A 22603-nucleotide genomic window follows, 5' to 3' on the forward strand; every position below is an offset into this window, starting at 1 on the left:
GCACGCTCACGCAGATCCTCGGAGTATGGCCGCATCCTGGCTGGCCTCCATCGCCCAGCCCAGAGCTTGAATCAGATCTCAGCCCGTTTCGGAACCCCCGATTCAGAGCAAACACAGCATGCTCTAGAGCGGGATCGGTTGAGCTGCGCTCACCCGCCCCGCTCTAGCTCTTTGTTCGGTCGCGTGATTCACGGTTTCGGTCGATTCGACCTCAACCGATCACGCTCTAGAGCCGCTTCCTGAACCAGATCCGCGCATGGCCCGGCGGCATGCCGTCCAGCCGGCCGAATTCCTCATAGCCGGCGCGCAGCCAGAAGCCGGGGGCCTGGAAATCGAAGGTGTCCGTATAGGCATCCGTGCAATTGCGGCGGCGGGCGATCGCCTCCGCCCGCGCCAGCAGCGCCGCGCCCAACCCCCTGCCGCGCTGCTCCGGCGCCAGCCAGAGCCAGTCGATGAACAGCCAATTCCAGTAGGTCAGGCCCAGCAGACCGCCGCGCACCTCGCCCGCCGCATCGCGCGCCAGCAGGGTCACCGGCTCCCGGTCATAGGGCCCGCCCATTTCCTGGTTGTAGGCGTGCAGCCCGCGCTGGATGGCGGCGACCGCCTCCAGCTCCGGGTACTCATCCTCGCTGATCTCGATGCCGTCTTCGCTCATGCAGCAGGAAAGCCCCCCGCCCGGCGGTCCTGTCAACCGCCGGGCGGCCGGAGGGCGGGAGAAGGATCAGCGCGCCAGCCCGGCGATCTCCGCCGCCAGGGCGCGGATCTCCGCCGCCGCCGGGCTTTTCGGCGCAGCTTCCGTCACGCCCAGGCCGTCGAGGAAGGCGGTGGCGAAATGCACCCGGTTGCCGAGGCTCTGCGCCATCAGCGTCACGCCCTTTTCCATCAGCGCCGCGGCGATGCTCTCCTTCAGCCTTCCCTGCGGCGGCACCCGGTTCAGCACGGCGGCGACGTAGCGGCCTTCCGCCGCGGCCAGCTTCAGCGTGGCGTCGCTGGCCCAGAAATCCGCCGGCGAGGGCTGCAGCGGCAGCAGCACCAGATCGGCGGCGCGGACGGAAAGGCGGGTGTCGGTCTCGGCATGCGGCGGAGTATCGACGATGACGAAGCCGGTCTCCCGCCGCAGCCGGTCCAGCGCGCCCGGGGTGCGCCAGCCGGAGGGATTCTCGAAGAGCAGGGGCGCGGCTTTCTCGCCCTGCTTCTGCCGCGCCGTATGCCAATGGCCGAGCGAGGCCTGCGGGTCGGTGTCCAGCAGCGCCACCTTGTGGCCTTGCTGCGCCAGGGCGACGGCAAGGTTCGCGGCGAGGGTGGATTTCCCCGCCCCGCCCTTCTGCTGCGCCACCGTCACGACAAAGGCCATGCGCGCGACTCCGCTGCCTGGGAGTCAGGCTACAGGAAATCGCGATGGGGACCGAAGCGGTGGCGGGCTCAGGGATTTGGCGGTGGGGGCGGGCGGGGGTGGCGGCGGGGCATGGTCGGGCTCCGGCGATCGTCCGGGGGCGGAGCGCGCCGTACCCCTTCGGGTTCGCTCCGGCTGGGGCGATGCCGCGGCTTTGACCCGGGGCTTCGCCCGTTGGCGGCAGTGCTGAACCCCGCCTGGCCCCGGACCCGGTCCGTGTTTCCAGCAGCTTCAGAGCGGGGTCCGGGGGGAAGTGTTGGCGGCACCGCCGCCAACCCCGCCCGGCGGGGTCCGGGGCAGAGCCCCTGGTGAGGGTTTGGGGCGAAGCCCCCAGCATGCTACTGCCAGCAGGCCTCGCCATGCCGCTCGAACTCCTTACTCCTGCCCAGATGGCCCGCGCCGATGCCCTGGCGATCGCCGGGGGCATCCCGGGCCCCCGGCTGATGGAGGCGGCCGGCCGTGCAGTGGCCGAGGCCGCCCGCCGCCATTTTCGCCCCGTGCGCACCCTGGTGCTGGCCGGCCCCGGCAATAATGGCGGCGATGGCTATGTCGCCGCCCGCTGGCTGGAGCAGGCGGGCTGGCCCGTCGCGGTCGCCCCGCTGGCGCCGCCCCGCCCCGGCAGCGACGCCGCCTGGGCCGCCGCGCGCTGGCGCGGCCCCGTCGCCGCCTTCGCCCCGGCGGAGGCCGCCCGCGCCGGCCTCGTCATCGATGCGGTGTTCGGCGCCGGACTGGCCCGCCCGGTGGAGGGCCTGGTGGCCGAGACCCTCGCCGCCGCTGGCGGCCCGATCCTCGCCGTGGATGTCCCCTCCGGCCTCGACGGCGCCACCGGCCAGCCCCCCGGCTACGCGCCCCAAGCGGCGCTGACCGTCACCTTTTTCCGCCTGAAGCCCGGCCATCTGCTGCTGCCCGGCCGTTCCCTCTGCGGCGAGACGCTGCTGGCCGATATCGGCCTGCCCGCCAGCGTGCTGCCCGGCACCGGCTGCAACGCCTGGCGCAACGCCCCCGCCCTCTGGCCCCTGCCGCGGCCCGGCGCCGCCGGCCACAAATACAGCCGCGGCCATCTCACCATCCTCGGCGGGGCGGCGATGACGGGCGCGGCGCGGCTGGCCGCCGGGGCGGCGCATCGGGCCGGCGCCGGCCTCGTCACCATCGCCGCGCCGGATGCCGCCAGCGCCGCCACCTACCGCGCCGGCGACCCCGGCACCATCGTCAGCGAAGCCCCGCCGGATGAGCTGCTGCAGGATGCCCGCCGCCAGGTCTGGCTGCTCGGCCCAGGCCAGCCGCCCGGCGAGGAGACCCGCGCGCGCCTGCGCCAGCTCGTCGCAGCAGGGCGGCAGGTGGTGGCGGATGCCGGGGCGATCACCGCCTGCGCCGGCGCGCCGGGGGCGCTGCGCGGCGCCGCCGTGCTGACGCCGCACGCCGGCGAATACGCCGCGGTCTTCGGCCCGCCCGGCACGGACAAGCCGGAAGCCGCCCGCGCCGCCGCCCGGGCCACCGGCGCCGTGGTGCTGCTGAAGGGCGCGGATACCTGCATCGCCGCGCCGGATGGCCGCCTCGTCATCAATGACCACGCGCCGCCCGGCCTTGCCACCGGCGGTACGGGGGATGTGCTGGCCGGCATCATCGCCGCCCTGCTGGCCCAGGGCGTGCCGCCCTTCGAGGCCGCGGCCGCCGCCGCCTGGCTGCAGGGCGAGGCAGCGCGGCGCCACGGCCCCGGCCTGATCGCCTCCGACCTGATCACCTTCCTGCCGGCCGCGATGGAATTCGCACTTTGCGACTGATCGCCCCCTTGCCATCGCGCTAGATTTCTTAATGTTTCATAGGCTCGGATAGGGCTCGAGCGTCGGGGGGTATGATCGCGATGTCCGAAGTTCTCGAAGCTCCAGGCCTGCTGGATCGGGCGCTGCGCCGCGTCACCAGCCTCTGGCGGGACATGGCGGACCGGGTGGTCGGCGCTGAGGAGCAAGGGGCGGAGGCGCAGATGCGCGCCTGCCTCGCCGGCCGCGGCGGCGAGGTCTCCGCCCGCAACCGCGCGGCGAAGCTGGCGCAGAGCTACCTGACCCTGGACCAGGCCGGGCGGCGGGATTTTCTGCGCGCCCTGGCCGGCTTCGATTCCGACGATGCGGCGCTGAGCGCCGCCATGGCCGCGCTGGCCAAGGCGGAAAGCCCGGCCGCCCGCGCCGCCGCCAAGTCGAAATTGCGCCGCGTGCTGGAAACGCCGCGGGTGAAGCTGCTGACGCAATTCACCACCATCCCCGATGGCGTGAAATTCCTCGTCGACCTGCGCGCCGAGCTGCTGCGGGTGATGGATGACGACCCGCTGCTGCAGGCGCTGGAGACCGACCTGAAGGGGCTGCTGGCGAGCTGGTTCGATGTCGGCTTCCTCGAGCTGCGCCGCATCGACTGGAACTCCCCGGCCGCGCTGCTGGAGAAGCTGGTGGATTACGAGGCGGTCCACCGCATCCGCACCTGGCGGGACCTGAAGAACCGGCTGGACAGCGACCGCCGCTGCTACGCCTTCTTCCACCCGCGCATGCCGGCGGAGCCGCTGATCTTCGTCGAAGTGGCGCTGGTGAAGGGGCTGGCGGAAAGCGTGCAGCGCCTGCTGGACCCCAAGGCGCCGGTGCTGGCGGTGACGGCGGCGGATACCGCCATCTTCTACTCCATCAACAATTGCCAGCGCGGGCTGGACGGCATTTCCTTCGGCAATTTCCTCATCAAGCGGGTGGTGGCGCTGCTGGGGAACGAGCTGCCGAACGTCAAGCAATTCGCCACCCTTTCCCCCATCCCGGGATTCAGCCGCTGGCTGCAGGGCAGGCTGGCGGCGGAGGATGCGGCGCCGCCGCTGACCGAGGACGAGGCCAAGGCGCTGCGCGAGGTCGCGCCGCCGCTCGCCGCCCTGCCGGCGCCGGCGGAGGGCGGTGCCGCCACCGCGCCGGCCCTGATCGAAACCCCCGCCCAGACCCTAGCCCGCATCCTCGCCCGGCGGAGCTGGCTGCGGGAGGAGGCGGTGGCCAAGGCGCTGGAGCCGGTGCTGCTCCGCCTCTGCGCCCAGTACCTGCTGAACGAGGCCTCGCCGCGCCATCCGAAGCGGGCGCGCGACCCGGTGGCGCATTTCCACCTGTCCAACGGCGCCCGGGTGGAGCGGCTGAACTGGCGCGGCGATACCTCCGACAAGGGGCTGAAGGAGAGCGCCGGGCTGATGGTGAACTACCTCTACGACCCGGCGAAGATCGAGGAATACCACGAGGCCTATGTCGGCGAGGGCAAGCGGGCGGCGGCGAGCGCGATCCGGCGGCTGGCCAAGGGGTAAGTCGGAGAACTTTACAATCCCGATAAGCTCAGGAAAAAATCACCTGGAAATCAAATAATTGGCCAGTGGCACTGAGATTGCTCCGGACCCTGCCGGGGCGGCCATGGAAGCCGCCCCCGGCAAGGAAAGGACATCTCACTTGCGCAACGCATTGCTTGCCGGGCTGGCCGTCGTGGGCCTGGCCCTGGCGACCCCGCCCGCCGCCGAGGCCTTCCCCATCGCCGCTGCGGGGAGCGAAGGCTTCAACATCGTCGTGGCGACGGATGGCGAGGTCTTCGCCCGCTACGAGGGAACCTCCGCCTCCTATACCGACATGCTCTGGCTGGAAGGCCCGACCGTCATCGCGGATATCTTCAACAACCAGGCGACGCCGGTCGGCACCGAGGTCAGCCTCGGCAGCTTCGCCGCCGGGACCGTGCTGCGCTTCAGCATTCATGTCATCAATACCGGGAATATCTTCTACACCGGCCCCGGCGAGCTGAATGCCGATGGCGTCGCCCATGCCCGGGTCCAGGCGAATTGGGAGCCGGGCCGCAGCCTGGTGAGCTTTGAGGACCTGCTGAACGGGCCCTTCGACTACAACGACCTGAGCTTCAGCTTCACCAACACCATCGGCGTCGACAGCACCGCGGTGCCGGAGCCGCTGGGCCTCTCCCTGCTCGGCCTGGGCCTGCTCGGCCTCGGCGCCGCCCGCCGGAAGCGGGGCTGACCCGCAGGCGGCGGCGCGCGCCGCCGGCCCCGCCTATTCCTCCACGCGGTAGCGCAGGTAGAAGGTGCCGCGCGCCTCGTTCCAATCCGCCGCCCGGTCGTAGCGCAGGGCGGCGCCAAGCCTGAGCTGCGGCGTCAGCGCATATTCCACATCGCCGCGCACGCCGCCGGTGAAGCCGGACTGGCTCTGCCCGGCATAGCGCGGGCGGATCGTCGCATCCCCCGCCGCCGCGGCGTTGAGCTGCCCCTGGCGCGCCGGATCGCCGGGGAAGACATCGACGGCATCCTCCCGCCAATTGGCGAAGCCCAGCGTCGCGCCGAGCCGCCAGGAGAGATCGCCCGAGCGCGCCCGCCAATCCACCGGCAGGTTCAGCGCCGCATAGGATTGCGGGCTGAAATAGCCGCCATGGCCCAGGGTGAAGTGCCGCAGATTGCGGTCATAGGCGAAATAGACCAGGTCCAGCCCGGCGGTCAGCTCCTCCTCCGGCTGGCGATAGACGGCGTAGGACATGCCGGCGCCGGCCTCGATGCGGTTGTTGTCCACCACGCCCGAGCCGCTGAACTCGGCATAGCCGCCGCCGGCATAGAAGCTCGCCGGCCCGGTCGCGTATTCGAGCTGCGCCCGCCCGCCGCTGCGCACCACGCCGCCCCAGACCTGGCCGGATAGCGGGTCGCGCTGCCCGGCCCAGGAGAGCAGGCTGTCGGTGACGGCGCGGCGCTCGCCGGTGACGCGGAGGCGCAGCTTCTCGGTCAGCAGCGGCGCCAGCTCCACCCCGCCCACCACATTGGTCCGGCGGAAGCCGAGCGGCGTGGTGCCGACATCCACCGCGAAATTCCGCCGCCGCCAGGCAAGGTCCAGGCCGAGGCCCGAGGCGGTGGTGTCGCCATTGGCGCGGCCCCCCTCCGGCCCGGCCAGCGCATTGCTGCCGAAGCGGCGGCGGGTATCCACGTCGTTCTGCATGTCGCCGCTGGAGATGGCGACGCCGGTCGCGCGCAGCGCCAGCCGCCCGCCGAGCCGGCCGGGCACGCCGGAGATCTCCGCGGCCGTGGCCACCTCGTCCAGCCGGTCGACGCCGCCGCTGCCGGAGCGGGCGCGGATGGTGGGCGCGGCGAGGATGCGCGTCCCCAGCTCCTCGCGCAGCGCCTCCCGCTCGCGCTCGATATCCGCCGCGACGGGATCGCCCGGCGGGCTGGGCTCCGGGCCGGCGGCGCGGCGCAGGAAGGGGTTGTCGGCGGGGGCGGCCGTCATGCCGGCGACGGTGACCTGCGGACGGCGATCCGCCCCGGTCTGCGCCCGGCGCTGCGCCGCGGCGGCGTCCAGCGCGCGCTCGGCCGTCCGGCTGTCGCCGCGCGCCCGGGCCAGCCGCGCTTCCAGCAGCAGCAGCCGCGGCTCCTGCGGGGCGGCGGCGCGGCCCTCGGTCAGCACGGCCTCGGCGCGGCGCAGATTGCCGGCGGCGATCGCCGCCTCCACCACCGCCGCGCGGGCCTCGAGATTGCCAGGGTCGCGCGCCAGCACCGTCTCGGCGACGCGCACCGCCTCGGCGGAGCGGTTCGCACCGGTGTAGAGCCGGGCGAGCGCCAGGTTGGCGGCGGGGTCGGCGGGGTCGCGCTCCAGCGCCGGCCGCAGTTGTTCGAAGCCGGCGGCCTGGTCGCCCGCCTCATTCGCCAGATCGGCGGCGCGCACGGCGATGCCGGATTGCAGCGCGGCGACCTGCCGCCGCTGCTCGGCGGTGAGGTTGCCGCCGCCGGCCGCGGCGAGCAGGGATTGCGCCGCCTCCGGCCGCCCGGCCTCCACCAGCGCGGCGGCGATGGCCAGCCGGCCGGCGGGCTGGAGCTGGCGGTTGGCGGCCAGCGCGACGCGCGCCGCTTCATCCGCGCCCGGCCGGTCCCGCAGCCGGCCGAAGGCGCGCACCACCTCCGCCGCCATGGTGCCGGAGGGGTCCGGCCGCGCGGCGATGGCGAGCAGCCGGTTGCGCCCCTCATAGCCCAGGGCGCCGCGCGCCGCCTCGGCCGCCAGCGCCACCTCGGCGCTGGCCCGGGCACGGGCGAGCAGCCGCACCATGTCCGGCGTGCGCTGCGCCGCCGGCACCTGTTCCAGCAGCGCGGCGGCCTCCGCCAGGCGACCGTCATCCTCGGCGAAGAGGGCGGCGGCGAAGCGCGCCTCGGCGCCGCCGCGCCCCAGCCCTTCCGCCATCAGGGCACGGCCTTCGGCGGCGCGGCCCTGCCGCGTCACGGCGCGGGCGAGGTCCAGCCGGATCCAGGCATTGCCGGGCTCCGCCGCCAGCGCGGCGCGCAGCAGCGCCACCGCCTCCTGCGGGTCTGCGGTGCGGGCGGCCTGGGCGCGCAGCGCGGCGCCCGGGCCGGCCACGGCCGGGCCGGCAGGCCCACGGCGGCGGCGTGCCAGGTCGTCGGCCTCGGCGATGCGGCCCTGGTCGCGCAGCGCGCGCTCCAGCCCGATGGAGGCCGCGCCGAAATCCGGGCGGCGGGCCAGGGCGGCGCGGTAGCGCGCTTCCGCCGCCGCGGCCTCGCCCCGCCGCAGCAGGATATCGCCCAGCAGCGCCTCGGCATCGGCGCGGTCGGGCACCTCCCGCGCCACGGCCTGGCGCAGCGCCGCCTCGGCGGCCTCGGTGCGGCCCGCGCGCATCGCCGCCCGGGCATCGGCCAGCTCGGTCACGTAGCTGGCGCCGTCCAGCGCCTGGCGCCATTGCCCGGCCCGCCCCGGCGCGGCGGCCACGGCGCGTTCCAGCAGCGCCCGCGCCTCCTCCGCCCGCCCCTGGCGCAGCCGCACGATGCCGAGGCCGCCCAGCGCATCGGCGTCGCTGCCATCGGCGGCGATGGCGGCCTGGAAGGCCGCCTCGGCATCGCGGCCGCGATTCGCCTCCAGCGCCTCGAAGCCGCGCTGCCGCGCCATGTCGGCGGGGGAGGGCTCGCCGCTCGGCGTGGCGCGCGCCTCGGCCAGGCGCTGCGCCATGGCGGCATCGCCCGGGTTGCGGGCGGTGAAGGCTTCCAGCTCCGGGATCGCCTCGCGGCCGGTGCCCATCCAGAGCAGCGCCTGCCGCCAGGCGGCGGTCGCCGCGGTGCCGATGCGGGGATCGCCGGCCAGGCGGCGCAGCAGGGCGATGCCCTCGGCGCGGGAGGGTTCCCGATAGGTCAGAATGCGGCCGAGGGCGAGCCGGGCCTGCGGGTCGCCGGCCTGGCGGGCGGCGAGGGCGGCAAGCGCCTCCCGCGCCGCGGCCCAGCCCTGCTCCGTGCCGGCGAGCACAGTGTAGAATTCGACGGCCAGGGGGTCGGGCGGCGTCGCGGCGCCGAAGGCCTCGCGGTAGCGCGCCACCGCCTCGGCGGTCTGCCCGGCCGAGGCCAGGCGCCTGGCCTCCGCCAGGGCCTCGCGGTCGATGGCGGCGCCTCGCAGCCGGCTCTCCGCCGCGGCGAGGCGCGGATCGCCGGCGCCGACCGCGCGGCGCAGCCGGGCCAGCAGCGCCTCGGCCGCGGCGCGGTTGCCCTGCGCCGCCTCGGCCGCCGCGGCGCCGGCCAGCGCATCCGGGTTGGCGGGGTCGGCGCCGAGCACGCGGTTGAAGGCGGTGATCGCCAGCTCCGGCCGGTTCTCCCGCAGCCAGTGCTCGCCCTGCGCCAGCAGCGTGGCGAGCGCGTTCTGCTGCGCCATGGCGGCGCCGGGGGCGAGCAGCAGCCCGGCCGCGAGGGCGGCGGCGAGGCGCCGGCTCACGAGCTTCGCTCCCGCAGCCGCCGCGCCGCCCGGGCGCGCAGCGCGCGCCGCAGCGGCAGGGCGATCAGCAGGCAGGCGAGGGCGAGGACCGGCAGCATCACCAGCGGCCTCGTGCCCAGATAGAATTCCGGCCAGAGCCAGAGGGGCAGGCTGCCATGCCAGTAGGTGCGGCCGCTGCGGAAGGCCTCCACCCCGGCGGGGGTGACGAGGACCACATCCCCCTGCACCAGCGGCTGGCGCTGCGGGTCGCGCAGCGTCGCCAGCACGGCCTGCAGCCCGGCCGGCACGGCGGAGACCAGCGCCACCACCGAACGGCCGGAGGCCAGCGGCGATTCGAAGCCGAGCAGCGCGCCGAAGCCTTCGGGCAGCGAGGCCAGCCGCGCCGCGGCACGCTGCCGCTCGGTATCCGGCGTGAGGCCGAAGGGCGAGGTCAGGGCGTGGCGGAAATTCTCGAGCGGGGTGGGCAGGGCCAGGGCGAGCCGGGTGCCCTCGAGCCGGACCGGCGCCTGGCCTTCGCGCAGCAGCGCGTTCAGCGCCGGCTGCCGGCCGAGCGGCCCGAGCAGGATCAGGTTGCGCTCCGCGACCTCCTGCAGCCGCGACGGGCCGACCACGGCAAGCCCGGTCGCCGGCAGCCCGACCGTCGCGGCCAGCCGGCCGACCACTTCCAGGAAGGCGCTCATCTCCACCGCATTCGGTCGGTCCGGCAGCACGATGGCGGTTTCCGAGAGATCCGCCAGCCGGGTGAAGGGGAAGCCGGCGCCGGCGAAGAAGGCGAGGTTCGGCAGCACCGCGAAGCGATGCGCGCGCGAGAGGTCGATGGTGCTGTCCGGGTCGATCGAGGCCCGCACCTCGCTCGGCACGGCGGCGCAGTCGCCACGGTGCAGCGGCCGCATGTCGAAGCGGAGCTGCACCTCGTTCTGGCCGCTGATGAGGTAGGGCGGCACCTCCGTGCTGCCGCGCTGCACCTCCGCCGGCCAGCCGAATCGCGCCAGCAGCCAGGAGAGCGGCCAGGGCCCGACCTCGCCGCGGAAGGGCAGGCTGCGCAGGTAGAAATCGCTGAAGGAGAGGTCGAGGCGGGAGACGCGGATATCCGTCACCGGCCCGGGCGGCGCCCGGAAGCCGACCTCGATGGGAATGCCATGGCCGCGCGCGACGTAAAGATCCGGCGCGGTGCGCAGCGGCACCGTCACCGGCCCCGGCGCGAAGCCGGAGGCCTGCAGCAGATCCGTATCCACCAGCTCGCCGAAGCGCACCGGGCGCTCATCGCTGATCCAGCGGGGCGCGTCATAGGGGCGGCGCGGCGCGACGTCCGGCGCCTCCACCAGGGCGCGCTCGCCGCTCAGCGCGGCGCGGCCGAAGGCGAGGGCGGTTGCCGCCGTCGCCGCCTCCGCCGCGTTGCGGCCGCCCACCACCAGAAGCTGGCCGAAGGCATCGTTGGGATTGGGCAGGACCGCCAGGGTTGGCCCTTCGATCGGCCCCAGTTCGAGCCCGGCCGCGCCCTGGCCGCCGACGACCATGACGACGGCATTGCCCTGTGCCGGCGGGGTGGCCGCGACCGGGAATTGCGCGCCGCGATACTCCGCCTGCACCGCGAACCAGGAGGCGGCGATGGCCGCCGCGCGCAGCGCCTCCGGCGAGGCGTCGCCCGGCAACACGAAGGGCAGGACCAGCGGCAGGCGCAAGCGGCGACGGTCGAAGAAGGGCTCCGGCAGGCGCGCCAGGTCGCGCGGCATCGGCAACCGCTCGATCGTCAGGTGCAGGGCGGAGAGGTCGGAGACATTGGCCCAGAGCAGGCCGGAGAGCGGGTCGTTGCACTCCTGCGTGTAGCGGCCGGAGAAGCGGACGTTCAGCCGGTTCAGGTCGGTGAAGAAGAGCGGGCTGATGGGGAATTCCACCGGCCCGAAGCGCGGCGCGGTGCGGTCCGGCTGCACGGCGCCGATGAATTGCTCGTTCAGGGTGAAGGCGATCTGGCTGTACTCCGGCAGCAGGGCCGGCGAGGTGGCGCCCGAGACGACCAGCCGCGCCTCCGTCACCACCTCATCGCCGCGCAGCCCGAACAGCACGCCCTGCAGGTCGGAAACCCCGCGGAGCTGCATCGGCCCGCGGATGCCGAGCTGGCGCAGGGTGAGGGTGGCATGGCGCACCCCGGGCGAGGGCGCGGCGGCGGCGGGCGGCGCCGCGGCGGGCGGCGCGGGCGCGGTCGCCTGCGGCGGGGCGGGCTGCTGCGGCGCGCCGGCGGGGGGGAGCTGCACGCCTTCCACCGGCGCCTCGGGCAGGCGCAGCTGCGGGATCCGCACCGGCGACTGCGCTGCCGCGCCGCCCGCCAGCAGGCAGGCCAGCAGCGCCGCGCCGAGGGCGCCGCCGCCCGAGATGCGCGGCGGCAGCACATCCGTCCGCCGCGGCACCTGCGGCCGGGCCGCGGCGGCCGGCGCGCGGGCGGCCGCGGCGGGGCGCCGCACCGGGCGGAACAGGCCGGTCTTGCCGACGAAGGCCGCGCCGGCGGCGCGCACCACATTCACCAGCGAGTGGAGAGGCCGGTCCTGCCCATGCTCCATCGCCTCCATCCAGGCATCGGCGCGGCTGAACACCAGGCGCACGATGGCGCCGTGGTCCTCCAGCGTGACCGGGGAGAAGCTGAGCGAGACATGCCGCTCGGCGACGCGCAGCACCGTCGCCGGCACCTCCACCTCGCCGTCGCCCAGGGTGAAGCGCGCGCGCAACGCGCCGGCCTGCAGCTCGGCATCGCCGTCCAGCAGGATGGCGGCGCCGCCGAGCGAGAGGTCGCGCGTCATGCCCGCCACCGCCGCGCCGCCCTCGCCGGTCAGCTCGACCGGGACGCTGGCGCGGGAGCGGGCGCTGACGCGGATCTGCCGCCTTTCCCGCCCCACGGCCACGCCGGCGATGACCGGCACCAGGCACATGGCGGCCCAGAGGCCGTTCAGCAGGTAGGCCTGGAATTCCAGGCTGTCCGAGGGGTGGATGATGAGGCCGCGGATGCCGAAGCCGACGCCGGTGAGCAGCAGGGCGGTGAGGATCATGTTCGGCCAGACGGCGCGCAGGTCGTAATAGCCTTCCGGCAGCAGCCCGCCCTTGTCGGTGACGTTGAACTTGCCCTTGGCCGGGTTGAGCAGCGTCACGAAGGTGAGGGGCAGCAGGTAGAAGACCATCACCGTCTCGTAGATCTCGCTCCAGAAGGAGTGGCGGACGCGGCCGGAGAGCCGGCTGCCGGTGCCGACGGCATGGACGACGTGGGAGCCGGCATAGGCCGCGATGGCCAGCGGCGAGGCGGCGATGACGTTCTGCCCGAGCAGCAGGAAGGCCAGCGGCGAGGTCAGGAAGACCAGGCGGGGAATGGCGAAGAGGTAGTAGAAGGTGGCGCTGAAATAGCAGAGCCGCTGGGTCAGCCGGAGGCCGGAGGCGAGCAGCGGATTCTCCACCCGGAAGATCTGGATCATGCCGCGCGCCCAGCGCATGCGCTGGCCGATATGGATCAGCAGCCTTTCGGTGGCGAGGCCGGAGGCCAGCGGCACGCGCAGATAGGCGGTGCGCCAGCCGCGCCGCTGCATCTTCAGCGAGCAGTGGCAATCCTCCGTCACCGTCTGGTGCGGCACGCCGCCGACCTCCTCCAGCGCCTCCCGCCGGATGACGGCGCAGGAGCCGCAGAAGAAGGCGGCGTCCCAGAGATCGTTCCCCGGCTGCACCACGCCGTAGAACATCTGGCCCTCATTCGGCACGTCGCGGCCGGCGGTCAGGTTCCGCTCGAAGGGGTCGGGCGAGTAGAAATGATGCGGCGTCTGCACCATGGCCAGCCGCCTGTCGCGGATGAGCCAGCCCAGGGTGCATTGCAGGAAGGCGCGGGTCGCCACGTGGTCGCAGTCGAAGATCGCGATGAAGGGCGCCCTGGTGTGCTTCAGCGCATGGTTGATGTTGCCGGCCTTGGCGCCGTGATTGTCGCCGCGGATGATGTAGCCGCAGCCGCATTCCTCGGCGAAGCGGCGGAATTCCGGGCGGCGGCCGTCATCCAGGATCCAGACTTTCAGCTTCTCCGGCGGCCAGTCCATCGCCAGGGCAGCGAGCACGGTGGGCCGCACCACGTCGAGGCTTTCATTGTAGGTCGGGACATAGACATCGACCTCCGGCCAGGCTTCGACCTCGCGCGGCATCGGCACCGGCTTGCGGTTCAGCGGCCAGAGCGTCTGGAAATAGCCGAGGAACATGGCGATGCCGGCATAGATCTCCGCCAGCACCAGCCCGTACATGAAGAAGGCCTGCCAGGGCGTGTCGGGTTCGATCGTCTCGGTCAGCCGCCAGTGCAGGTAGCGGGCGGTGACGCAGAGCGACAGCACGACGAGGAAGGCGGAGGCGGCCCGCCCCTCGATGCGGTTGACGAGGAGGAAGAGCAGCAGGCAGCCGATGGCGAAGACGAGCTGATCCTCGGCGGAGAGCGGCACGAAGAGGATGCCGGGCAGCAGCGCGAAGCCGAGCGCCGCGGCGCCGATGGCGACCGGCCGCGCGACGAGCCAGGGCAGGCGGCGCGCGGCCCGGCGCGCCAGCCGACGCAGCGTCAACGGCCGACCCCGGCCAGCACGCCCGCCGCCGCGCCGGCCGCGGGCAGGGCCGCATCCAGCGCCGCGACGATTTCGGCGAGGTCGCAGGCGGCGCGGGATTTCGGCGCGTGGTCGGCCAGCAGGGCCTCGCAGGCCAGGGCCTCCGCCACCGCCTCGTCGCGGGCGACGAGGCCGAGCAGCCGGGCGCCGAGATGGCGCATGAGCGAGGCGGTCACCGAGGCGGAGAGCCGTTCGCCCTGATCCACCTGGTTCAGCACGAAGCGCAGCTTCGCGGCGAGGATGGCGCCCATGGTGCCGCGGCCGAAGAAGCGGCCGGAATCGATCTCCGGCAGGGTGGCGACGCTGCCGCCATCGGCCAGCAGCGGCACCAGGATGATGTCGGCGAGCGGCAGCGTGGCGAACAGGGTGCGGGAGACCCCGGGGGCGGTGTCCGCTACGATGGTGAGTCCCGGATCGGCCGAGGCCTCGCGCAGCGGCGCGACGAGCCGCTCGGGATCCGCCTCAATGGCGCGGGTCAGGGCGAGCCGCGCCGCCGCGTCCAGCGAGCCATAGGGCAGCAGGCTGACGCCGGAAGCGGTGCGGCGCAGCGCCGCGCGCCAGTCCGACGGCCGCTCCATCCCGGTCGCGAAGCCCGATTCCTCGGCCAGCGACAGGCCGAAATGCAGGCGCAGCGCGTTCTGCGGATCGAGGTCCACCGCCAGCACGCGGCGCCCGGCCCGGTGCAGCCCATGGGCGATATTGGCCGCCAGCATGGTCTTGCCGACGCCGCCCTTGGGCGAGCAAACGCAGATCAGCGCCATGACGAGACTCCGTCCGCGGACAGGGCCGCATCGAGCAGGGGAAAGCTCCGCCGCGTCGCCGCGGGCGCGGCCGCCTGCGCCTGGGCGGGCGATGCCTGGATGGGCGCGGCAGGGGGAGCCGGCGGCTCCTGGCCGATGGCGCGGGCCAGCAGGCTGAAGCCGATCCGCGGATCCGGGATGGGCAGCGCGGCGGGGGGCGGCGCCATGAACGGGGCTTCCGGCGGCGATTCGGCCGTCGGCCGCGGACCTGGCGCGGGCCGCGCCGGCGCCCCGGCGCCGCCGAGGCCGGCGATGACGCGCAGCACGGGCGTGCCCTCGCTCTGGGCGGGCGACAGGGCGGCGGGCGACAAGGTCAGGACGGTCGCGGTCTCGGTCGCCGGCTCCGCCTCGGCCGGTGGCGGGGCGGGCGGCGCGCGCCGGACCGGCGCGTTGTGGAAGCTTCGATAGGGGAGTCGCCCGACCCCTGTGAACTGCGCCAGGCGGCCGATATCCGGGTCGCGAGCCGTCACCACCAACTCCGTTCACTCGGTCGCCGAGGTGGAAATCGCCGGCAGACTTCCTTAATAGCTAGAAAATCCTAAGCCCCCCTGCCACCAAAAAATGATTCATGTTGCGCGGCTTGCAACCATTACGAGCATCTTCAGTGCGGCAGAGTAGTAATCGTCGGCCGTTTCGATCCGGAGTGGGGCCGAATAGGCGCGGCCGGCCGCCGCTTCCGCGATGAGGCCGGCGATGGCGCGGACGCCGCCCGAAGCCGGGTAATCCGCCAGCGCATTGGTGCTGAGATCCGCCCAGGCCGGCGGGGCGGGATGCGCCGGGTCGGTCCAGAATTGCAGCGCCGCCAGCGCCGCCGGCTCCCTGGCGTAGCCGGCCCAGGCCAGCAGCAGCGGCACCCGCACGGCGTCGAAGGAGAAGCGGGGCGGCCATCCCTCGGCCGGGGTCATGCGGTAGTCGGACCGGGCGATGGCGAGCCAATCCGGCGGCAACCCCCAGCGCCCGAAGCGGGCCGTCCGCAGCAGCGCGAGCCCGTCGGTGCGGAGCTGCCGCCAGCGGGCATCCGGCACCACGCTCTCCAGCGCCGCGAAGGCGGGGAAGACGAGGTAGGAGGGGTTCAGGACCAGCCGCCGTTCATCCTCGAAGCCGGTGATGCCGGGGAGCAGGGCGAGATGGCCGCGCACGCTCCGCGTCAGCAGGCGCAGCACGTCCCGGCCGATCGCCGCCGCCGCCGCCGTCAAGGCCGGGTCCGCCCAGGCCTCCCCGGCGCGCGCCAGGGCCCAGGCGATGTAGAGATCGCCATCCGTGGCGTTGTTCGGGTCATCCACTGAGACCGGCGCGCCCGGGCGGAAGCGCCAGGAATGCAGCGCGTCACCCCGGCGCTTGAGGGTGCTGCGGGTCCATTGGTAGAGCAGGCGGAAGGTGGCGCGGTCGCCATGGGCCTGGGCCAAGAGCATGCCCCAGCCCTGCCCCTCCGAATGCGAGACGCTGCCATTGCCGGTATCCACCACGCGCCCGTCGGCGGTGATGAAGCGGTCCCGGAATTGCTGCCAGGTGGCGTCCCGCGCCGCGCCGGCCAGCCGGGGCGTGACCAGGGCGGCGCCGAGCACGGCGCAGAGGCGGCGACCGACCGGCAGGCGTCCCGGGGAAGGGAATCGGGCCGCGCCGGGCCAGGTCTCAATGGTGCGGTGCATCGTTCATCGCCTCGGTATGTCGTCAGATGCGCCGGACGGTGGCTTCATGCAACGCTGGCGGAGGGGTTTGGTCGTCTCGGCTGCGGGATGGCGTGGCGGTAATTGTGCGGGCGGGGGTGACGGCCAGGCAGGGGGCAGGTCGAAGCGGCGTGCATTGCGCGGTTCCTGGCGTGGCGGCCGTTACCGGCGGGCAGCGGGCGGGCCGTACCGGCCCGGCCATGTCAGGCCGGTACGGATCCGGAGGTTCCTGCGGCGGCGCTTCATGGCCGGGGCCTGCCCCACCTCCGATACGCACGCTCAGGCCGATCGGGCGCGAGCCTTGTGTGATGGCGGCGGGATGCTCGGAAATCGGATGCCTTCCGCTTTGCGATGTTGTCTCCCCTGAAGCCGACAGGGGCCCGATCCGTGCGGCTGTACCCCTGCTGGTCCGGCCGTTTCAGAACAGGCTGAGTTGCCGCCCCTGGCGCCGCTGCCGTTCCCCTGGCCCGCCGCTCATCGTCAGGTGCCGGGAAATCACCTCGAGGAAGGGCGAGGGCGGCAGCGAACGGGTCGCGCCGCGCCAGGGCCGTTCCGCCGCCCGGCTGAGGAAGAGCCTGTCCCTGGCGCGGGTCATGGCAACGTAGAACAGCCGCCGCTCCTCGGCCGGCATTGCCTCGCCCGCCGATTGGGCAGCGCCCCAGGAGAAGGGCACCAGCCCCGCCTCCATGCCCACCACGAACACGACCGGGAATTCCAGCCCTTTGGCCGCGTGCATGGTGAGCAGCGACACGCGGTCGGCGCGGGCGTCGCGGAAATCGGCCTCCGTGGACAGGGCGGCCGCCTCCCGCAGCCGGGCGAGGTCGCCGGCGACCGTCTCCGCGGCGGCGAGGGTCGCCAGCCAGCCCCTGGCCTCGGCCAGGGCGGCGGCGTCGGCCTTGCCCAGCCTGCGTGCGGCTTCCGCCGCCGCGGCGATGCGCAACGGCAGGCCGGCTTCGCCCTCGTCCTGCGCCAGCAGCTCAAGGATCGCTGCCACACCCGGATGTCCGGCAAGCGGGGCGGGAGAGCTCTTCCTGAACGGAATGCCGGCGCGGTCGAACGCCGCGCGCAGCGCGGCGGACTGCGCGTCGGTGCGGTAGAGGACGGCGCAGTCGGCGAAGCCGAGCGGCCTCCCGGCCAGGCCGCGGCCGCTGCGACTGGCGGTCAGCAGGTCGTGCCCGCCGAGCAGATCCTCGATGGTGGTGGCGACGAACTCCGCCTCCGCCGCCTCATTTGCCGCGACATGGAGCAGGATCGGCTCCTGCATCGGCCGGGTGGCGCCCGCCGCCGATGCGCCGATGAAGCCCGCGGCCGCCGCCACGATGGTGCCGGTCGAACGGTAATTGCGCGTGAGCCGCAGGGTTCGGGCGGCAGGGAAGTCACGCCCGAAGCGTGCGAAGCAGGCGGCGTCGGCCCCGCGGAAGCCGTAGATCGCCTGGTCGGGATCGCCGATCACGCAGAGGCTGCCGCCGGTGCCGGCAAGCGCCAGCAGCAGGCGGTATTGCTGCTCATCCACATCCTGGAACTCGTCGGCCAGGATGTGGGTGAAGCGCGCCTGCCACCGCGCCGCGACCTCCGCATGCGTGTCGAGCAGCGCGACGGCGCGCGCGACGAGGTCGTCGAAATCGACCCAGTTCCGCTCGCGCCCGATGCGGTCGAGCAGCTCGCTTGCGTCGCGTTCCTCCCCCTCTCCGGCCGCGCCTGTCCGCTTCAGCACCGAGACCGCCCTGACGAGCCGGGCGGCGCGGCTTTCGCTGACGCCGAGCGCCTTGGCCAGTGCGGCCTGCCGCTCCGCCTCGCCGGCGATGCGGAAATCCGGCGCCAGGCCGATCAGCGCACCATGGGCGCGGAGGATGGCGAGGCCCAGCGAGTGGAAGCTGTGCACCGTCACTTCCCGCGCTTGCTCGGGCAGCAGGACCGCGAGCCGCGCCCGCAATTCCTCCGTCGCCTTGCGGGTGAAGGTGACGGCGAGGCAGGCGGCGGCCGGCACGCCGCGCTCGCGGATGAGATGGGCGATGCGATGGGTCAGCATCCGCGTCTTGCCGGAGCCGGGGCCGGCGATGACCATCAGCGGGCCGTCCACCGCCGCCGCGGCGCGCGCCTGGTCGGCGTCGAGGCCGGCGAGCAGGCCGCTATGCCCGGAGGGCGGCGGCGCGGCGGGTTCGGCGGCGGGCGTGGGCGCGGCGGCCGCTGCCGCCGGCGCCGCGTTCTTCGCTCGCGCCTTGGCCGGCTGCGCATGGCGGATGGACGGAGCCTCGAACAGCAGGTCGCCCTTCGAGAAGCGGGCGCGCTCGCTTTCCTCGAACAGCCGGATCACGCCGTATTCGCCGTCATAGCCCGCCTGGCGGATCACCGTGCCGGCGCGCAGCCGCGCCACCGCCTCGCCCATCAGCGGATGGACCCGGGCGATGTCCTCGACCGGGACCTCGCCGAGCATCGAGAGTTCCGGGCCGAGTGCAGCGGTGGCGCGGTCATAGGCATGATTGACCGCCTTGGAGGCGACGCCGCTGCCAACGATCTCGGAGAGGATTTCCGGTAGCGGCACGAGGCTCGACACCTCGCCTGCCGTGGGCGGCGGAGCGGCTTCGGCCTCGGCGCGGTCGGCCAATAGCTCGACGCGATGCGCCACGCCCACGGTGACGCGGCCGCCGCAGACCGGGCAGCGGCCATCGAGCGCGAGCGTCTCCTTCGGGTCGAGCCGCACGCCGCAGGCGCGGTGCCCGTCCATGTGGTACTTGCCCTCCTCGGGGAAGAACTCGACGGTGCCGCCATAGCCCTCGCCGGTTTCCAGCGCGTGGCGGATCGCGAAGTAGCCGGGCTCGCAGGTGAAGCGCGTCGCCTCGCGGCCGAGCTTGCCGGGGGAATGGGCGTCCGAATTGGAGGTGAGCCGGTAGCGGTCGAGGAAGGAGACGCGCCAATTCATCGCCGGGTCGGAGGAGAGCCCGGTCTCCACCGCGAAGATGTGGTGGGCGAGGTCGCCGTAGCAGTCCTGGATGGACTCGAAGCCGGATTGCGAGCCGAGCGCGGCGAACCAGGGCGTCCAGATATGCGCCGGAACCAGGTAGGAGTCCGGGCCGGAGGCCAGCGCGATTTCCAGCAGGTCGCGGGAGTCGAGGCCGAGGATCGGCCGCCCGTCGGAGGCGATGTTGCCGATGCGTGCGAGGCTCGCCGCCAGCCGGTCGGCCGCGTCGAGATCGGCGACGTAGATCAGGTGGTGGATCTTCCGGGTCCGGTCGCCCTTCTTGTAGATAGTCGAGATCTCGGTGGAGAACATGAAGGAGACCGGCTGCCGGCAGGCGGGCGGCAGGGTGGCCCACAGGGCCGTCTCGATCTCGGGCCGGAGGCGGAACAGGCCGTTGCCGATGGGCAGGAGCTTGTCCTTGATTTCGGCAAGCCAGGCCGGATGCACGCAATCGCCGGTGCCGACCACGGCGATGCCCTTGCGCGCCGCCCACCAGGCGAGGTGTTCCAGGTCGAGATCCCGGCTCGTGGCGCGGGAATATTTCGAGTGGACGTGGAGATCGGCGTGGAAGGGCATGGTGGGGGCGTCCGACTCGCGGGGGGCAAGGCAGCTTCACCCTTCATGGCAGCGAATCAGCCGCGTCTCCAATTGCGGGGAAAGCGCCCGGCAAGGTTTGAGGATGTAGGAGGAATGCTGGCGGAGGGAGTGCACCAGGATTCGAACCGTCGCTGCCTGTAGAGCGGGCGTCGTCGGTGCCGGCGCCGGCCGCTGCTCCGCAGACTGGTTGATCGAGAAGAACGGCTACCTCAGCCCAACTGACGCGCTAGCAAAATGGCTGGACGCCACCCTCGGCCGCGCGGCATCGTGCTAACGCGTGTCCAGGAAACCGGGTGCGGTACAGCTGCCACTGACCATCCTCACCACCGAAGGGAGTGGATTCGAACTCATAATTAGTGCACGCTGGCAGTAGCAAAGCCAGTGAGCGATATCTACCTATGGGCACATCCCATGATGTTGAAGGAGGAACTTGGCTGGTTCGGCCTGAACGAGGCCTTGCACAGCGCTTGGGCTCTCTCGAAGGAATTGCTTTCGTCGGAGTCGATTTTGGTACCTCCACGACCGTCGCAAGCCTCGTCGTTCGCGACGATCCAGATCGATCGATCGCTGTTCGGCCGCTGACTCTTTCACAGCCGAGCCTGCATGGCGGGGTAGTGCGCGACGAGATCGTCAATACGGTTCTGGCGTTCCGCAATGACACACTTCTCTTCGGTCGGGACGCCTACAACCTTCGGTCCCGCCTAACCGAAGGCCGCAACACCTTTTCGTCGTTCAAGATGGGCCTGGGCCTCGATCTCGGACCCGAGTTCGGGGCCACGGCCCTGCCAGCCGGTCGCGTGCCCGGTATTACTATCGAGCGGCCAGCCGACGCGGCGCGCGAGTTCTTCAAGCTGCTGATGCGCGCGGTACATGACGAGCTCGCAGAATTTGGACTTACGCGGGGAGCCCGTTTCGCATTCTCGGTGCCCGCGGCCTTCCAGGCCAATCAGCGTCGCGACCTAATGGCCGCCATCCGCGGTTGCGGGATCGAGGTGGACGAGAGCTGTCTCATCGATGAGCCCAACGCGGCGTTCCTCAGCTACGTCCATGAGGTCGCCCGTTCGCCCGACGGCGAGGACCTGCTTGTCCGCGCTAAGGCCGGCCAGATCAGCGTTCTGGTCTACGACTTGGGGGCCGGGACGTGTGACGTATCGCTTCTCGACTTCTCGATCTCGGCCAATAGGGTGACGTCCCGCAATCGGGCGATCTCCAAATTCACCGCTCTGGGCGGCGATGACATCGACCGCGAGATCGCGCGGCGGATCCTTCTCGGCCAGCTGCAACAGGCGGACGGATCGGTGGTCGAGCTCACGGCCCTCGACATCGAGGAAAAGGTCGTCCCTGCCCTCGCCCCAGCGGCAGAGAAGCTCAAAGTGGCGATCTCAAAGATGATGGCCGACAAGAACGTTGGGCGTCTAGACGCGGCCCGGCGACTACCTGACTTGGTGTTCGAGACACAGGCCGTGCCCCCCTTCAAGCTGCGCGGGGCTGTGGTGGGCATCGAGACCCCGGCGCTGTCGCTGCATCAGTTCCTCGACATCTTGGGTCCGTTCTGCGGGCCGCGGAGCGGTGCGGACGCTAGCCGACACCTAGTAGGTCCAGTTCACGACGTCCTTGACAAAGCCTCACTCGATCCGGGCGAAGTGGATGCGGTGCTGTTCATCGGTGGGAGCGCCCAGAACCCGCTGGTTCGTGCGGCGGTGATGGACCTATTCCCACCTGAGGTGCGCGAGGTGGTGCCTCGAAACCTTCGCGCCCTCGTGTCGCAAGGTGCGGCCATCCATAGCCTGGGCCTGCACGGCTTCGGTTTCGACTTCATCGCCCCGATCACCTCCGAGGCGATCTCGGTGGTGGCACGCGGCGGTTCAGTTGAAACCCTGATTCCAGCCTCGACGCCGGTACCAACCGAAGCTCCCTTCGTGATCGAACTGTCAATCCCCGACGACGGCCAGCGGCAGCTCGACGTGCCGATCTGTTCGGGTGGCCGCGAAAAACTGGTTGGGATCGTGTCGGTCAAGCCGGTCGGCTCCAGCGGTTTCGCACGCGGGGATGCTGTTATTGTCACCGGGCGGCTGAGCAAAGAGAAGCTGCTTGATGTAACAGTGACTGTGGCGGGGAGAACGGCGCGGGCGGAGATCATGAACCCGCTCTCAAATTCGGCCACCTCGCCGGCCGAGTTGGCCATGCTGCGCGAGCGGCAGCGATTCAATGAGTCGATGCTTCGCAACAACGGTCGACCCGAAGCGGGCGTGGTCCAAGCCTACAGCCGGGCAGCTGCCAAGGCGGGGGAGCACGAGTTGGCGGCCGATCTTTTGGTGGCGCTGGAGCGGATCACGCCGGGCAGCGACCACGCGACCAGCATCTGTTATCACTACTCGATGGCCGGTCGCGATCGGGCGAGCCACGAATGGGCGGCCATCGCTCACCGGCGCAGGCCGACAGCGCTGACCGCGCACAACCTCGCCTGTGGAGAACGGGACGCGGCGGCAAAGGAACGGCTTCTGCGGGAGGCGCTCGACCGTGACCCCGGCTACACTTCGTCCGCTGCGATCCTTGCAAAAATGATCGAGGGTCGCAGTCCGGCCGAGGCGAGACAGTTGCGTGAAGGCATCGTCGCGGCGCTCGAGCCCGAGATCCGCTCGCCGGACACGGACCTGAGCGAGTTGCGGCGGCTGCGCGACGCAGCCCGCGACACGGGTCAAGCTGCGGTTGCCAGCCGGGCGACGGCCGAGATCGAGCGTCGCGAGAGGGAGGTGGCGACGCGCGACGCGGTCTTCCATGAGGAGAACCTGGCGCAGGGCCGGAGCAGCGGTCGTCTTCTCGGGCGGGACGGCTGAC

13 protein-coding genes are annotated in these 22603 nt (G+C 72.5%); 5 read left to right on the top strand and 8 right to left on the bottom strand.

Annotated features, from left to right (window positions below):
* Window positions 1-226: 226 nt before the first annotated feature.
* Both E5N76_RS10085 and parA read right to left on the bottom strand, forming a co-directional pair.
* Complete coding sequence (locus tag E5N76_RS10085; RefSeq protein WP_149537179.1) at window positions 227-655, bottom strand: GNAT family N-acetyltransferase; 429 nt, start codon at window positions 653-655, stop codon at window positions 227-229.
* A 66-nt stretch (window positions 656-721) separates the two neighbouring features.
* Window positions 722-1354 carry a ParA family partition ATPase gene (gene parA / locus E5N76_RS10090; RefSeq protein ID WP_149537180.1) on the bottom strand — a complete coding sequence of 211 codons (633 nt, stop codon included), beginning with the start codon at window positions 1352-1354 and terminating at the stop codon, window positions 722-724.
* A 374-nt stretch (window positions 1355-1728) separates the two neighbouring features.
* Between parA and E5N76_RS10100 the strand changes: the two genes are divergently transcribed.
* The 3 genes from E5N76_RS10100 to E5N76_RS10110 all read left to right on the top strand — a co-directional run bounded on the left by E5N76_RS10100 (window position 1729) and on the right by E5N76_RS10110 (window position 5415).
* A complete protein-coding gene (locus tag E5N76_RS10100) occupies window positions 1729-3174 on the top strand; it encodes an NAD(P)H-hydrate dehydratase (protein WP_149537181.1) in 1446 nt (481 codons plus the stop codon).
* An 80-nt stretch (window positions 3175-3254) separates the two neighbouring features.
* On the top strand, window positions 3255-4706 hold the full coding sequence (locus E5N76_RS10105) for a malonyl-CoA decarboxylase (protein WP_149537182.1): 1452 nt from the start codon (window positions 3255-3257) through the stop codon (window positions 4704-4706).
* A gap of 139 nt (window positions 4707-4845) precedes the next feature.
* A complete protein-coding gene (locus E5N76_RS10110; protein ID WP_207791933.1) occupies window positions 4846-5415 on the top strand; it encodes a PEP-CTERM sorting domain-containing protein in 570 nt (189 codons plus the stop codon).
* Between the two features lie 33 nt (window positions 5416-5448).
* Here the strand turns inward: E5N76_RS10110 and E5N76_RS10115 are convergent, their stop codons facing one another.
* From E5N76_RS10115 to E5N76_RS10140, 6 genes are all read right to left on the bottom strand, one after another.
* Window positions 5449-9135 carry a cellulose biosynthesis protein BcsC gene (locus E5N76_RS10115; RefSeq protein ID WP_149537184.1) on the bottom strand — a complete coding sequence of 1229 codons (3687 nt, stop codon included), beginning with the start codon at window positions 9133-9135 and terminating at the stop codon, window positions 5449-5451.
* Window positions 9132-13703: a UDP-forming cellulose synthase catalytic subunit gene (bcsA, locus tag E5N76_RS10120; RefSeq protein WP_149537185.1), complete on the bottom strand. Its 4572-nt coding sequence runs from the start codon at window positions 13701-13703 to the stop codon at window positions 9132-9134. Before bcsA ends, E5N76_RS10115 begins: the two co-directional genes overlap by 4 nt.
* Complete coding sequence (gene bcsQ, locus E5N76_RS10125) at window positions 13700-14503, bottom strand: cellulose biosynthesis protein BcsQ (RefSeq protein ID WP_149537186.1); 804 nt, start codon at window positions 14501-14503, stop codon at window positions 13700-13702. Before bcsQ ends, bcsA begins: the two co-directional genes overlap by 4 nt.
* Window positions 14494-15012 (bottom strand): hypothetical protein, encoded by a 519-nt coding sequence (locus E5N76_RS10130; RefSeq protein ID WP_149537187.1) that lies wholly within the window; start codon window positions 15010-15012, stop codon window positions 14494-14496. Before E5N76_RS10130 ends, bcsQ begins: the two co-directional genes overlap by 10 nt.
* Before the next feature lie 96 nt (window positions 15013-15108).
* Window positions 15109-16191: a glycosyl hydrolase family 8 gene (locus tag E5N76_RS10135; RefSeq protein WP_149537188.1), complete on the bottom strand. Its 1083-nt coding sequence runs from the start codon at window positions 16189-16191 to the stop codon at window positions 15109-15111.
* A 436-nt stretch (window positions 16192-16627) separates the two neighbouring features.
* Window positions 16628-19744: a UvrD-helicase domain-containing protein gene (locus E5N76_RS10140; RefSeq protein ID WP_149537189.1), complete on the bottom strand. Its 3117-nt coding sequence runs from the start codon at window positions 19742-19744 to the stop codon at window positions 16628-16630.
* Between the two features lie 402 nt (window positions 19745-20146).
* On the opposite strand from E5N76_RS10140, the gene E5N76_RS29455 reads away from it, so the two are divergent.
* Both E5N76_RS29455 and E5N76_RS10145 read left to right on the top strand, forming a co-directional pair.
* A complete protein-coding gene (locus tag E5N76_RS29455; protein WP_187830091.1) occupies window positions 20147-20347 on the top strand; it encodes a hypothetical protein in 201 nt (66 codons plus the stop codon).
* Window positions 20348-20379: 32 nt separating this feature from the next.
* On the top strand, window positions 20380-22602 hold the full coding sequence (locus E5N76_RS10145; protein WP_187830092.1) for an Hsp70 family protein: 2223 nt from the start codon (window positions 20380-20382) through the stop codon (window positions 22600-22602).
* The last annotated feature ends 1 nt before the right edge of the window (window position 22603 follow it).

Source organism: Siccirubricoccus phaeus (assembly GCF_008360935.1).
Lineage (GTDB): Bacteria > Pseudomonadota > Alphaproteobacteria > Acetobacterales > Acetobacteraceae > Siccirubricoccus > Siccirubricoccus phaeus.